The organism is Corynebacterium afermentans subsp. afermentans, from assembly GCF_030408355.1.
GTDB lineage: Bacteria > Actinomycetota > Actinomycetes > Mycobacteriales > Mycobacteriaceae > Corynebacterium > Corynebacterium afermentans.
In genome coordinates, this window is the sequence record NZ_CP046606.1 from 1,203,769 (window position 1) to 1,216,248 (window position 12,480).

At 65.8% G+C, this 12,480-nt stretch carries 13 protein-coding genes; 2 read left to right on the forward strand and 11 right to left on the reverse strand.

Annotated elements, in window-relative coordinates:
* Positions 1-3 precede the first annotated feature (3 nt).
* Positions 4-351: a hypothetical protein gene (locus CAFEA_RS05730; protein WP_253704871.1), complete on the reverse strand. Its 348-nt coding sequence runs from the start codon at positions 349-351 to the stop codon at positions 4-6.
* A 119-nt stretch (positions 352-470) separates the two neighbouring features.
* On the opposite strand from CAFEA_RS05730, the gene CAFEA_RS05735 reads away from it, so the two are divergent.
* Positions 471-848, forward strand: coding sequence for an RNA polymerase-binding protein RbpA (locus CAFEA_RS05735; RefSeq protein WP_034999032.1), 378 nt, complete (start codon positions 471-473; stop codon positions 846-848).
* Between the two features lie 82 nt (positions 849-930).
* Here the strand turns inward: CAFEA_RS05735 and CAFEA_RS05740 are convergent, their stop codons facing one another.
* Genes CAFEA_RS05740 through CAFEA_RS05760 form a run of 5 tightly spaced genes read right to left on the reverse strand, consistent with a single transcriptional unit; the run spans position 931 to position 5,920 of the window.
* Positions 931-1,974, reverse strand: a complete 1,044-nt coding sequence (locus CAFEA_RS05740; RefSeq protein WP_082855589.1) for a polyprenol monophosphomannose synthase — start codon at positions 1,972-1,974, stop codon at positions 931-933.
* Entirely contained in the window at positions 1,931-3,508 is a 1,578-nt protein-coding gene (gene lnt / locus CAFEA_RS05745; protein ID WP_063936696.1) for an apolipoprotein N-acyltransferase, read from the reverse strand. The genes CAFEA_RS05740 and lnt overlap by 44 nt, the downstream gene beginning before the upstream one ends.
* Positions 3,509-4,051: an FxsA family protein gene (locus CAFEA_RS05750; protein WP_063936697.1), complete on the reverse strand. Its 543-nt coding sequence runs from the start codon at positions 4,049-4,051 to the stop codon at positions 3,509-3,511.
* 26 nt (positions 4,052-4,077) lie between these two features.
* Positions 4,078-4,812, reverse strand: a complete 735-nt coding sequence (locus CAFEA_RS05755) for an SDR family oxidoreductase (protein WP_063936698.1) — start codon at positions 4,810-4,812, stop codon at positions 4,078-4,080.
* Positions 4,805-5,920 carry a M24 family metallopeptidase gene (locus CAFEA_RS05760; RefSeq protein ID WP_063936699.1) on the reverse strand — a complete coding sequence of 372 codons (1,116 nt, stop codon included), beginning with the start codon at positions 5,918-5,920 and terminating at the stop codon, positions 4,805-4,807. Before CAFEA_RS05760 ends, CAFEA_RS05755 begins: the two co-directional genes overlap by 8 nt.
* 23 nt (positions 5,921-5,943) lie before the next feature.
* Between CAFEA_RS05760 and CAFEA_RS05765 the strand changes: the two genes are divergently transcribed.
* Entirely contained in the window at positions 5,944-6,513 is a 570-nt protein-coding gene (locus CAFEA_RS05765) for a trypsin-like serine peptidase (protein WP_063936898.1), read from the forward strand.
* Here CAFEA_RS05765 and CAFEA_RS05770 read toward each other — a convergent pair.
* The 5 genes from CAFEA_RS05770 to CAFEA_RS05790 are packed head-to-tail and all read right to left on the reverse strand — an operon-like array spanning position 6,510 to position 12,476.
* A complete protein-coding gene (locus CAFEA_RS05770) occupies positions 6,510-9,272 on the reverse strand; it encodes a DEAD/DEAH box helicase (RefSeq protein ID WP_063936700.1) in 2,763 nt (920 codons plus the stop codon). The two genes, CAFEA_RS05765 and CAFEA_RS05770, sit on opposite strands and share 4 nt — an antisense overlap.
* A gap of 5 nt (positions 9,273-9,277) precedes the next feature.
* Positions 9,278-10,288, reverse strand: coding sequence for a twin-arginine translocase subunit TatC (gene tatC / locus CAFEA_RS05775; RefSeq protein WP_253704872.1), 1,011 nt, complete (start codon positions 10,286-10,288; stop codon positions 9,278-9,280).
* Positions 10,289-10,297: 9 nt separating this feature from the next.
* Entirely contained in the window at positions 10,298-10,561 is a 264-nt protein-coding gene (tatA, locus tag CAFEA_RS05780) for a Sec-independent protein translocase subunit TatA (protein WP_063936701.1), read from the reverse strand.
* A 35-nt stretch (positions 10,562-10,596) separates the two neighbouring features.
* Positions 10,597-11,523 (reverse strand): helix-turn-helix transcriptional regulator, encoded by a 927-nt coding sequence (locus CAFEA_RS05785; RefSeq protein ID WP_063936702.1) that lies wholly within the window; start codon positions 11,521-11,523, stop codon positions 10,597-10,599.
* Positions 11,523-12,476 carry a helix-turn-helix transcriptional regulator gene (locus tag CAFEA_RS05790; RefSeq protein ID WP_253704873.1) on the reverse strand — a complete coding sequence of 318 codons (954 nt, stop codon included), beginning with the start codon at positions 12,474-12,476 and terminating at the stop codon, positions 11,523-11,525. Before CAFEA_RS05790 ends, CAFEA_RS05785 begins: the two co-directional genes overlap by 1 nt.
* Positions 12,477-12,480: the final 4 nt, after the last annotated feature.

A 12,480-nucleotide genomic window follows, 5' to 3' on the forward strand; every position in this document is an offset into this window, starting at 1 on the left:
AAATCACCTCAGCCTTTCAAGTTGCTGAGCCAATTCTACTAATTCGTCACAAAGCGGTGCCAAATCGTCAGGGCCTGCCCCTTCCGCTGCTGCCGTGCGGATATCCTCCGCGGCGCACCGCAGTGCGTACAGGCGATCGCGGTATTCTGTGACCTTGTTGCGGTTGAGGATGACCGCGTCCTCCTCAACGGACGTACCGGCAAGCATGGTGCGCTGCTCGTAGGCGCGCTGCTTGCAGGAGGGTCCGCAGTACTTGCGCTTTCGGCCACGGCCTCGGTTTACCGGGATCTCCTTGCCGCACCAGGCGCATGTGGCTGTCTTCTTGGTCAGGGCACGTAGCTTATCCGTCACAGCTACCTAGTCTATTACATGTGTCGATTACGCGAAAGTGGCCGGGAACAATTCCCAGAACTGCACCGTTATACTGGAGCGACTGAAAGACAAACGGGTTGAAAAGGATGGTGAATGCCATGGCTGATCGAGTTCTTCGCGGAAGCCGCATGGGCGCAGTCAGCTACGAAACGGACCGCGACCACGATCTCGCGCCACGCCGGATGGCAAAGTACCGCACCCCCAACGGTGAAGTGTTCGAGGTGCCGTTTGCGGACGACGCCGAAATTCCCGAGGAATGGATGTGCAAGAACGGCCAGGTAGGCACCCTCATGGAGGGCGAAGGCGTGGAATCCAAGCCCGCCAAACCACCGCGCACCCACTGGGACATGCTGCGAGAGCGTCGCAGCATCGAAGAGCTCGACGTCCTGCTTGAGGAGCGCCTTGAGCAGCTGCGTAAGCGCCGCCGCACCGCCGCCCGCATTGCGAAGGAACAGCAGCAGGCCAACGAGAGCTAACGCCGCGTCAGGACGGCGTAACGCACGTGCCCGCCCCCGCGAAACGAATTCGCGGCGGCGGGCACTTGCCTATGTGCTGTCGTTAATGCTTCCGCTTGCCGTCGAAGCCGAGCGCGTAAAGCGCCTGGCGGACGGTTTCCTCGCCCAAGTGGATCGCGGTGTTGACGCGGCGGGCGGCGTTTGACTGGAGCTTGCCCAGGTTGGCGTTGTCAATCTCGTGCTTAGCCACGGCTCCGAACTCGCCGAGCGCGTTGACAATCTGCTCGGGAGCGTCGGCGGCCGTGCGGCGGACGTCGGAAAGCTTCGAGTGCTCCACGGCGTAGACGAGCTGGCGCACAGTCTCGGAGGTCAGATCCTTGACAAAGGTTGCCTTCTCCGAAACACCCCACTTGGTGACCTCGGCCAGCGATGCGGTGGCGAAGCTGGCGTCCAATTTGGACTCGCCGAGCTTACGGTCCTCAAACGTGATCGGCACCTCGCGTATGTCGAAGCCGAGCTTGTCCACCTTGTGGGCGATCTCTACCTGGAAGATGTATCCCTTGGTAGACAGGGAATCCAAGTCTAACTCCTCCAGCACCTCGCGCTTGAAGGCGCGGTAACCGGCGGTCATATCGGCCACGTCCGTGCCGAGGGCGAGAGAGACGTACTGGTTGCCCAGCTTGGACAGCAGGAAACGGTTCTTCGGCCAGTTCACCACTTCCCCGCCCTCGATGTAGCGGGAGCCGATGGCCAGGTCCGCGCCGTTATCCAACGCGTCGAGCAGCCTGTGCAGCTCCTCCGGTGCGTGCGAGCCGTCGGCGTCCATCTGCACCAGCACCTGGTAGTCGCGCTCCAGGCCCCAGTTGAAACCGGCGCGGTAGGCGGCCAGCAGGCCGTCCTTGCCGGTGCGGTGCAGCACGTTGACCTCGTCATGGGCCGCGGCGAGCTCGTCGGCCTTCGCACCGGTGCCGTCCGGCGAGGTGTCGTCAACGACGAGGATGTCCACGGCATCCTTCGTAGCCAGTACGCGCTCGACGATAAGCGGGAGGTTCTCCACCTCGTTGTAGGTCGGAATGATCACCAGGGTCTGGTTGGCCACGGCGCTAGTTCTCCTCGGTTTTACGCTGTTGTTCTCCGGTAGGAGCATACCCGCGCCCACGTTGGCGCGCGGACACGGCTGCGGCAATCATCAGCGCCACACCGGTGGCGACCATCAGCCACTCCAAAACCTGCCCGAACCGCACCGCGGGAGTAGTACCGGTACGCAGCGGAAGCGTCTCGATCAGATGCGCGGGTTCGAAGATCTCCGTCTGCTGGGACACTCGTCCATCCGGGTGCACGATCGCCGAGACACCCGAGGTGGCAACGACCACCACTGCCCTGTCGGTTTCGATCGCGCGCATCCGGCTCATCGCCAGCTGCTGATACGTCATGTCCGTGAACCCGAAGGTGGCGTTGTTCGTCGGCGTGGACAGGATCTGCGCGCCGCCGCGCACCGCCATGCGGTACGCCTCGTCTTCCGCCACCTCGTAACAGGTGGCAACGCCAACTGGAATGCCGCCCATGTGGACTACACCGTTGTCGTCGCCAGGCTTGAAGTCGCCCGCCAAGTCCACCAGATCCGAGAAGTTGCGGAAGAAATCGCGCATGGGCATGTATTCGCCGAACGGCTGCAGGAAGCGCTTGTCGTGGCGCTCGCCTGGCCCTGTCTCCGGGTCGAAGACCACCATGGTGTTGCGGGCGCCGACATCGTCGCGGGTGAGCGTGCCCACCAGCAACGGCGCATCCACGCCGCGCACTGCCGCACCCACCAGGGCCTCGGCCTGCGTGTCGACGAACGGGTTGACGTCGGAGGCATTTTCCGGCCAGAACACCATGTCCAACTTGTCGCCGGAGTCCTTGGCGTCATCCGCGAGCCGCAGGGTCTCGTTGACGTGGTTGCTTAGTACCGCCCGGCGCTGCTCATTGAAATCCAGACCCAAACGCGGCACGTTGCCTTGCACGGCCCCCACCCGTGCCTGGTCGACGGTGGAGCTGTCCTTTCCCACGCCGATATTGGCGATCAAGCCGGCAGCCAGCGGCAGGATGATGGCAGCAACGGCTGCGCGGCGCGAAGCGGCGTCGAGAAGCGAGACGCACCCGACCGCCACGAGCACGGTGGCGACGGTGACCAGCGCGGGCCCACCCCACGCCGATAGTGCCGCGAGCGGGCCGTTGATCTGCCCCCACGCCAGGCGCACCCACGCAAAGCCACCGAAGGGCCACGAGGAACGCACGAACTCGACCGCCAGGTAGACCAGCGGGAACGTGAACGCACCGTAGCGCCAGCGGGCCACCAACACGCCGAACGCGCCGGTGGCCAGCGCGTAGAGCGCCATCGTGATGGCCAGTGCGATGTATGGCATGACGCCGACAAACTCGCCGACCCACGGCAGCAGGAACAGGTAGCAAAACAAGCCGTGCGTGAACCCGATCAGCGCACCGAAGCGGGCGGAAGGACGCGCCTGCGCCTCCCCCGCCATGCCCAGAGCAGCGGTGGCGCGCCTGGGCCACGGCATGAGTGTGAGCCACAGCAGCGCGATGCCGAGCACGGCAGCCCACCAGCGGCCGATAGGTTCGTACGAGAGATAGACCAGCCAGCCGGAAACGGCGGCGAGTCCGAAACGGAGAAACGCCGGCATTTAGCGCGCCCCGCCGGCGCTGCCGCCGCCACCGTCCGGGTCCTGCGGGCGCTCAGGGCTGTCCATGCGGTACCACTGCTCTAGCTCGTCGGCGTCGATGACCGACTCCTGCGGCTGCGTGTCGCCTTGCTGCTTGAAGGATCCGTAGCTGGTTTGGAACTGCCCCATCGGCGTGGCGTCGTAGACACGCACACCGAGGTTTTCCACGGCGGCGCGCGCCCGCTTGGTCATGGTCTTGCGGATCAGCGCGCGCGTCGGGCCAAACACCAGCGGCAGGCCGATCAGCGAAGTGACGAAGCCGGGGATGACGGAGAGCGTCCAGCCCCCGATGAGCAGCGCGGAATCACCCGCGAGCTTGCCCACGCTGGAGCGGCCGTGTGCGGCCTGCAGCAGCGAGTTGCGCAGTGCCATGCTGGCTGCGGCGCCGCCGGCAATCATGAGCACGAAAATCGCCAAAAGCGCCCAGCCAACACCGATGGCTTTGGCAACCAGGAAAAACGCGAGCGCTTCGACGACAAAGTATGCGAGAAGAGGAATCGGCATGGCCACGAGGGTACCTGGCTCGGCGGCTACCTCGGCATGTGCCTCCACACCGGCCGCGGCACCACGCGCATGACGGCTGCGAGGACGGCCAGGCGTCGCGGGATCCACACCGTGGCACTCTTGCCCCGCGCCGCGGCGTCCACCACCGCGTCTGCGACAACATCCGGGGTCACCGACATCACCGCAGGCTTCATCCCTTCAGTCATGGATCCGATGACGAAGCCCGGTCGCGCCAGGATGAGGCTGAGGTCTGTGCCGTGCAGCCGGTCCATCAGGCCTTGGCAAAACGCGTCCAGGCCCGCCTTGGTGGAGCCGTAGACGTAGTTGGCGCGGCGTGCCCGCCACCCGGCGATGGAGGAGAAGGCAAAGATCTCCCCGCGTGCCATCTCGTCAGCAAGCACCGTAAGCATGCTCACCTGCGCAAGGTAGTCCACAGTGGCGATGCGCGCGGCCTCGCGCTCGTCGCGCTCTGCGAGCTCCTGGTCGCCGAGGATGCCGAATGCCACGATCGCGGTGGTGACATCGCCCGCCTCGCGCACGATGCGGCGGTGCGCGTCTAAGTCGGTGGCGTCGAAATCGAACGTTCGCACCGCTGTGGCACCCGCGGCGAACAATCGCTTCTCGACGTCCGCCAGGCCCCCACTCCCCCTGGCCGCCAACACGACCTCACGGCCCTGGCAGACGCGTGCCGCGATCTCGCCGCCGATGTCGCTGCGCGCCCCGAGCAGGAGCACTGCGCCCTGACCAGCAGCGCTAGGCATCGTTTACTCCTAGCGTGCGGCGGGTGTGGTTGAGCGTTTCAATGCCGTTCGCGGTCATGCGCACGATGTCCTCGATGCGCATGCCCCACTTGCCTGGCACGTAGATGCCCGGCTCGATGGAAAATGCCATGCCCTCGCGCAGCACCACGTCGGAGCCGGCGATAATGAACGGCTGCTCGTGGCCGGAAAGGCCGATGCCGTGGCCCAGGCGGTGCGTGAAGTATTCGCCGTAACCGGCGTCTGCGATGACCTCGCGCGCGGCGGCGTCGAGCTCGCCGGCAGTGATGCCGGGCTTGGCGGCAGCGCACGCGGCGTCGAACGCGCGCTCAAGCACTGCGTAGGCCTCCAGGAAGTCCTTCGGTGCCTTGGCAGTCTCGCCTACCACGTGGGTGCGGGTGCAATCGGACTGGTAGCCGGACGGCAGCGCGCCACCCAGGTCCACCACCACGGGGTCCCCCTCTTCGAGGACACGGTCGGAAAAGTCGTGGTGCGGGTCGGAACCATTAGGCCCGGAGCCGACGATGACGAAGGAGACGGATTCGTGCTCCTCCAGGATCAGCGCGTGCAGCTCGTCCGCGATCTCGCGCTCCGTGCGACCGGGCTGGAGCAGATCAGCGGCGCGCTCGTGCACGCGGTCGATGGCTGCGCCGGCCTTTGCCAGCTCGACGGCCTCCTCGTCGTCTTTGACCATGAACAGCTCCGCCACCGCGTCGGAGGCAAGCTCGGTTGCAGGCAGCAGCGCCTGGAGGGCGAAGACGTGGTCCGCGGTCAGCGACGACCCGAGGCCCACGGTGCCGTCTTCAAGCGTGTCCGCTACCAGCTTGTACGGGTTTTCCCCGTCGCGCCAGCCAATCACTTCGACGTCTGTGGCGCCCTCCAGTCCCAGCGACTGAATGTCGGTCACCGGTGCCACCACGGTGGTGCCGCCAGGCGCGATCACCAGCGCGGTGAGCCGCTCGTGCGAGGAAGTCCAGGAACCGGTGAGGTAGGCGAACTCGGCGCCGGTGCCGATGACCAGCCCACCCAGACCGCGCTGTTTGACCAACTCGACGGCTTCCTGGCGGCGTGCGGTGTACGTATCAGAGTCGAATGCAGTCATGTGCGCCATGGTAGAGCGCTAGCATCGTGACCGTGTTGCCTGCCCTGAACCGCTCCGTCGCCCGCCTCAGCGCTCCGGGTGGCGGCTACTGCTCGGGTGCGCTCATCGCCCCCGACATCGTGCTCACATGCGCGCATTTCTTCCGTGAACGCCTGCATACAGGGGCGCGGGTGCGTATCGACGGCTCCGTGTTCCCCGTCGACAGTCTCAATATTCTGGCCGGCACGGATGTCGCACTCGTCCGGCTGCCGGATCGAGTTGAGGCTACTCCGTTCGAGCTCGGGCCGTCGCCGCGCTTGTTCGCCCGTACGCTCACTCTCGGATACGGCGGTCAGGCTCGCAGCGTCCAGGCGCGGCCGGGTGTCTACCTGGGCACGCTTCCGGTGTCCTGGTCCAGGAAGCGTGTGACAAGGGTGCGTCCGGCCGGAGTGGTCTACGCCAACCCACCTGCAGTGAAGGGCGACTCCGGCGGTCCTGTGCTGGTCGGGGGAAAGGTCGTTGGCGTGCAATCCCTCATCCTGGATCCGGGCGGCACGAACCTGCGCATCGCCACCGTGTCGCTGTGGCCGCGGGGGCTGGCGCGGTCGCTGCGGGGGCTCTAGTTGCCGATCGCCACCACGCCGCGACGGATCGCGTCAACAGCCCGGTTGGCGTTGTCCCGGATCTGGTCCGAATAGCCGGTCTTTTTGATCTGTTCCAACAGGTCGATCGCCTGGCGGCACCAGCGCACGAAGTCCCCGGGAGTAAGTTCGGCGCCCGATTCCGCCGCCGCGGCCAGTGCGTAGCCCAGCGGCGCACCGGCGGTCCACTGATGGATGGACAGACAGAACCCGGGGTCCGGCAGACGGGTCGCGGGCAGGCTGTGGCGCTGCTCGTCGGCAACCAGCTCGCCGTAGATGCGCATCGTCTCGTTCATCGCGTCAGCCATGGCGTCGGTCGCGGCTTCGGGGCTGCCGCCGGTGGCACGCCGGTTTTCAAAAACCACCATGGAGGCCACACCGGCGAGTTCGGCCGGGTCCAGGTTGTCCCAAATGCCGCGCTTGAGGCACTGCGCGACCAAAAGATCTGAGACGTTGTGGATGCGGGAGAGGCGCTCGCCTTCGTCGGTGACCTGCGGTTCACCGTCGAGAAGCTCAACGTAATCCATCTCCGTGAGCAACCCGATGATGCGCTCGAACGTGCGGCCCAGCGAATCGGTGGAGGTATCCACGCGCCGCTCCAGCTTTGCAAGCGTGCGCTCCTCGCGCACGATTTCCTCGGCGGTGCGCGCCAGAATCTCCCTATCCGCCGCCGGCCAGTCGTGCACCGGGTGGTTGCGGATGGCCTCACGCAGCGCGTTGACCTTCTTGTTCGGCCGCACCCGGGACTGCTCACGCAGGCGTTTCGGTGCGTTGAAGTGGCCCCGGTGCAGAAGTGACGCGACCTTGCGGGCGTGGCGGCGCGGCTGGTCCTGCATGTGTCGCGGCACCTTGATGCGGCCCACAACAAGTGGCGGGTTCTTGAACGCAGCGGCGTCGATGCGCCCGGACCAGCCGCGCTCCGTGGTCACCCACGGGCGCGGGTCGTGCGGCTTGCCCGCGGGTTGCACCACGGCGGCAAGCTCCGGCTTGCGCTTGCTGGGCAGCGCGATGACCTGACCCACCTGCAGCGAGCCGAGGATCTTGATGGTTTCGGTGTGGCGGCTGTCCAGGTGGTCGCGGCGGGCTTGCTTTTCCTCCTCCGACAGATCTCGACGCAGCTGGGAGTACTCGACCAGCTCGGCGGCCGCGTCGTCGCTCGGCGGAGCGAAGGCGGAGATGTCACGCTCGAGCTTGGAGCGCAGCGAGCGCACTTTCTGCTGGAGACGCTCGATGTCGCGCACCTCGCCGACGACGGAGCGGTCCGTTTGGAACTGGGCGAAGGACTGCTCGATCAGGCGGATGGAATCGTCGAAGCCATTCATGGCCAACATGTTGATGGCCATGTTGTAGCCGGGCTGGAACTGGGAAATCAGCGGATACGTGCGTGTGGACGCCAACCCCGCCACCTGGTGCGGGTCCATCGCGGGCGCCCACTGCACCACGGCGTTGCCGATGTGGTCGATGCCGCGCCGGCCAGCGCGCCCCGTGAGCTGGGTGTACTGGCCCGGGGTGAGGTCCACGTGCGCTTCGCCGTTGAACTTGACCATCTTCTCCAACACAACGGTGCGCGCCGGCATATTGATGCCCAGCGCCAGGGTCTCGGTGGCGAAAACGACCCTGACTAAGCCGCGAACGAACAGTTGCTCCACGATGTGCTTGAACGCGGGCAACAGGCCAGCGTGGTGCGCGGCGAACCCACGCATCCAGGCGGTGCGCACCTGGCGGAAGTTCAGCACCTCCAAGTCCTCTTCGGGGATGCCTTCCACGCCGTCGTCGATGATCTGCTCGATCTCCGCGCGCTCCTCAGGCGTGGTCAGCTCCTTGCGGGAGCGCAAACACTGAAACAATGCTCCGTCGCAGCCCGCGCGGGAGAAGATGAACACGATCGCCGGCAGCATGTCCTGGCCTTGCAGCGCGGAGACGACCTCGGGCCGGCCGACGGGGCGCACTTTGTCCTGGCCGCGCGAGCGTCCGCTGCGCGAGCGCGAGCGAAAGCCCCTCCCCTCCTCGAAGTCGCGGCGGCCCTCGTCGGAGGAGCCCGCCTCTATGCGCTCGATGGCGTGCTCGAGGCGGCGGTTGACCCGCCCGCCGGTGCCAGGCTCGAACAGCGGGAACATCTTGCGGCCGACCATCATGTACTGGCTCAGCGGCACCGGACGGTGCTCGGAAACGATGACCTCAGTGTCACCGCGCACCGCGTCGAGCCACTCGCCGAATTCCTCGGAGTTGGACACGGTGGCGGACAGGCCGATCAGGCTCACGGAATCGTCGAGGTTGAGGATGATTTCCTCCCACACAGCACCCCGGTCCCGGTCCGCAAGGTAGTGGATCTCGTCCATCACCACGTGCGTGAGCCGATCCAGCTGCGGAGACTCCGCGTACAGCATGTTGCGCAGCACCTCGGTGGTCATCACCACGATCTCGGCGGAGCCGTTGATGCTGGTATCGCCAGTCAGCAGGCCCACCGCGTCCTCGCCGTGCTCTGCGACGAGGTCGTGGTACTTCTGATTGCTCAGCGCCTTAATCGGCGTGGTGTAGAAGCACTTCGTGCCGCGGTGCAGGGCGAGTGCGACGGCAAACTCGCCAACGACGGTTTTGCCCGAACCGGTGGGCGCGCACAGCAGCACGCCGCGGTCCTGCTCCACCGCCTGGCAGGCCTGAAGCTGAAAGTCGTCGAGTGCAAACGGCTTCGCGTCGGCGAATTCCCGCAAAAACGATGTACCAGGATCGGGGGAAAGCATGCCCCCTACAGTACGTCCCTAAAATCTGCTCCGCCCGCGTAGCCCCGCGGCGAGGAGTTGCGCTGGCGCTCCGGTGCGCGCTGCACCTGTGCCGGGCGCTCAACCGCCTCCGCCCCGATGCTGCTTGCGGGGCCGACGGATGTCGGCGCCTCAATCGGGCCGGAGGCTTCCTCGTCGTCCAGATCCATCCAGTCGGGGCGCTCGCGCTTTTGCTTGCGGTCGTTCCAGCGGCAGAACTGGAAGGCCATCTCCACCAGCAGACAGATGGAGATCGCCAGCGCCACCATGGAAAACGGATCCTGGCCCGGCGTCATCACCGCGGCGAAGGCGAAGATGCCCACGATGATCAGGCGGCGCTTGTCCTTGACGTGCTCGTAGCGCAGGATGCCCAACATGTTGAGCATGATGATGATCAGCGGCACCTCGAAGCTGACGCCGAAGATGACGACGAGCGCGAGGAGGAAGTTGTAGTACTCCCCACCTGTCAGTGCGGCGACCTGGACCTCGCTGCCCATGGTAATCAGCACGTACAGGCCCTTATCCAGCACGAAGTACGCGAGCAACGCACCGGAGACGAACAGCAGCACCGCAATGGTGATGAAGCTGAACGTGTAGCGGCGCTCGTTTTTGTGCAGGCCCGGGGTGATGAAGTTCCAGATCTGCAAGAGCCACACCGGCGATGAAAGGACCAGCCCAGCGAGAGCGCCCACTTTAAGGCGCAGCATAAACATCTCAAACGGGTTGGTAGCGAGCAGGCGGCATTCGCCGTCGCCAGTGAAATCCGCCCGGACATTCGACGGCAGGTTGCAGTAGGGTCCGCGGATGATCTCGCCCAGCGGCATCATACGCGGCGGGGCGGCCTGGTACCAGATGAAGCCGATGATGGTGCCGACGACGATCGCGGCCAGCGAAATTATCACTCGCCGCCGGAGCTCCTGGAGGTGCTCCACCAGCGACATCTCACCGGCCGGGTTCTTCGCTCGCTTCGGCTTCTTGGGAGTTTTCGTGCGTGCCATCAGGCGGAACTAGCGCGGATTGTTCTCCGGACGCTCCCAGAAATCCGCCTCCTGGGCAGCGCTGCGGGTCTCCTGTGCCGGCGCAGCGTCGATCTGACGCTGCTGTGCCGGGGTGTCCGCCTCGTCTTCGTTGCGCATCTCGTTGACCTCAGACTTGAAGATGCGTGCGGAGCGACCCATGGAACGCGCCAGGTCCGGCAGCTTTTTTGCGCCGAACAACAGCAGCACGAGGAAGATGACGATGATGAGCTCGGTCCATCCAATACTTGGCATGGGTTGTCCTTTCCAAAGACGGTGTAACGCGCAGATTAGTCTAACGCGTCAAGTGCACGTTGCGCGCGCGACATAGCTTCTGCGGCAAGACCTGCAGGTTCGACGATGCGAACCCGGTCAGCTTGGCTGAGGCTGAAGCGAACCAGCCAGCTGTCGCTGCCGTAGCGCATGGTCGCCGGGAGCCATGCGCCCTGCGCTTGCGGATCTTCCAGATTGATGTCCCAGTAGTCCGCAAGCCACGTGGCCTCTTTATGGATCAGCAGTTTGGCTTGCGGCTGCTCGGCCATGCCGAACGGGTCCGCCGGGTCGAAGTCTGTGCCGGGGGTCTCCGAAGGAACGTCGAGAAGCTCAGCATGCTGGATCCTGTCCAGGCGGAACGTCTTCGTCTCCCCGCTGTCCGTGGCGCGAAGGTAGGTAGCGCCGGACTGGTGGAACAGGCTCGCGGGGTCCACCTCGCGCTCGGAGACGGTGTCCGAGGATGCCGAGTAGTAGGTGATGCGCAGCTTGCGCTTGGCGGCGAGCGCCTCCGCCACGGTGCCAGCGACGCCGGCTTCAGCGGTGTGCTCCGCGTCGCCGACCGCCTGCGACGTCGTCACCGCGCGGATCTTCTCCGCGGCGGAGCGCACCGCGCGGCCGTCCACAAGTCCCGGCATGGTTTCCAGGGAATCCAGCAGGATGAGCAGGGCGCTCGCCTCCGCCGGGGAAAGACGCAGCGGGGTGGTCATCCCCTGGTCGTCTATGATGTCGACGCCCTTCCAGGAGTACTCCAGGTCGATCATCTCGCCGGGGCCGGTACCCACGCCGGAAAGAAACAGCAGCTCGAAATCGTCGCGCACCTGCATCGGGTCCGCGCCCAGGTCGCGGGCGATCTCCATCGGCGTCAGCCCCGGGTGGTTCGACGAGTACGCCAGCAGGTTCAGCAGGCGCACCACGCGCTCCTGGCGCTTGAAGTCCACGGCCATTAGTCGCTCCCCTCTACAGCGGTGCGCAGCAGCTTAACGACGTCCTGTCGGACCTGCACCGGCTCCACCGCGACCACGCTCCCGGCGAGGCTGGCGATGGTCCGCACAGCCCAGTCGCGGTCCACGTCGCGCAGCGTGATGGTGTCATGGTCTTGCCCACCCGTCTCGACTTTGGAGGCGCGGGTGCCGCGCTGGGCGAGTTCCTCGCCGCTGCCGCGGGTGACGGTGACGGTGGCGCTGATGAGGTCGCCGCGCAGCGTCTCCTCTACCAGCGCCTGCAGGTCGCCTGCGCGCTCGTGGAACGCGTCGCTGTGGCGCACCTTCTTCAGCCCCGAGATCTTTTTCAGGCGGAACACGCGCACGTCTTCACGCTCGATGTCGTAGCCGACGAAGTAGGCGCGGTTGTTCAGAGACACCACGCCCCACGGATCCACCACGCGGCGCTCCGGGTCCTTGCCTGGGGCGCGGACGAAGTCGAAGGAGATGCGCTGCTTCGCCTGCACACACTTCACAATCGCGCGCAGGGTGTCGGGACGCAGCTGGAAGATGTCGTTGGACACGCTCATCAGCGCCGGCGCGTCCATGGAGCGCGTCGCGCCCGAGGCTGCGAGCTTGGTCCAGCCGGAACGGGCAAACTCGCCGAGCGAGCCCGGCTTGCTCAAATCCGCGGCAAGGCCAACCACGGACGCTTCCTCGGCGGTCAGGTCCACGGCGGGCAGCTCGTAGAGGTCCTTGACCACCCAGACTTCGCCGTCCTGGTAGCGCGCGGGCACGCCGAGGTCGCGCAGCTCGCGCACGTCGCGCTCAATGAGGTGGGTGGCGGCGTCGCGGGTGCGTCCCCCGTAGCCGTCCACATTCGTCTGCACCCAGGCCACGTCGCGTTTTGCGGGCGAGGCCAGCAACGCAAACGTGAGCCCGACTTGGCGCACGACCATGTCTTTGTCGTTGGCCACCGCG

Bases quoted from the DNA above. Each gene is read 5' to 3' on its own strand.
- CAFEA_RS05735 (WP_034999032.1), top strand. From the start codon at position 471: ATGGCTGATCGAGTTCTTCGCGGAAGCCGCATGGGCGCAGTCAGCTAC.
- CAFEA_RS05740 (WP_082855589.1), bottom strand. From the start codon at position 1,974: ATGCTCCTACCGGAGAACAACAGCGTAAAACCGAGGAGAACTAGCGCC.
- lnt (WP_063936696.1), bottom strand. From the start codon at position 3,508: ATGCCGGCGTTTCTCCGTTTCGGACTCGCCGCCGTTTCCGGCTGGCTG.
- CAFEA_RS05750 (WP_063936697.1), bottom strand. From the start codon at position 4,051: ATGCCGATTCCTCTTCTCGCATACTTTGTCGTCGAAGCGCTCGCGTTT.
- CAFEA_RS05755 (WP_063936698.1), bottom strand. From the start codon at position 4,812: ATGCCTAGCGCTGCTGGTCAGGGCGCAGTGCTCCTGCTCGGGGCGCGC.
- CAFEA_RS05760 (WP_063936699.1), bottom strand. From the start codon at position 5,920: ATGGCGCACATGACTGCATTCGACTCTGATACGTACACCGCACGCCGC.
- CAFEA_RS05770 (WP_063936700.1), bottom strand. From the start codon at position 9,272: ATGCTTTCCCCCGATCCTGGTACATCGTTTTTGCGGGAATTCGCCGAC.
- tatC (WP_253704872.1), bottom strand. From the start codon at position 10,288: ATGGCACGCACGAAAACTCCCAAGAAGCCGAAGCGAGCGAAGAACCCG.
- tatA (WP_063936701.1), bottom strand. From the start codon at position 10,561: ATGCCAAGTATTGGATGGACCGAGCTCATCATCGTCATCTTCCTCGTG.
- CAFEA_RS05785 (WP_063936702.1), bottom strand. From the start codon at position 11,523: ATGGCCGTGGACTTCAAGCGCCAGGAGCGCGTGGTGCGCCTGCTGAAC.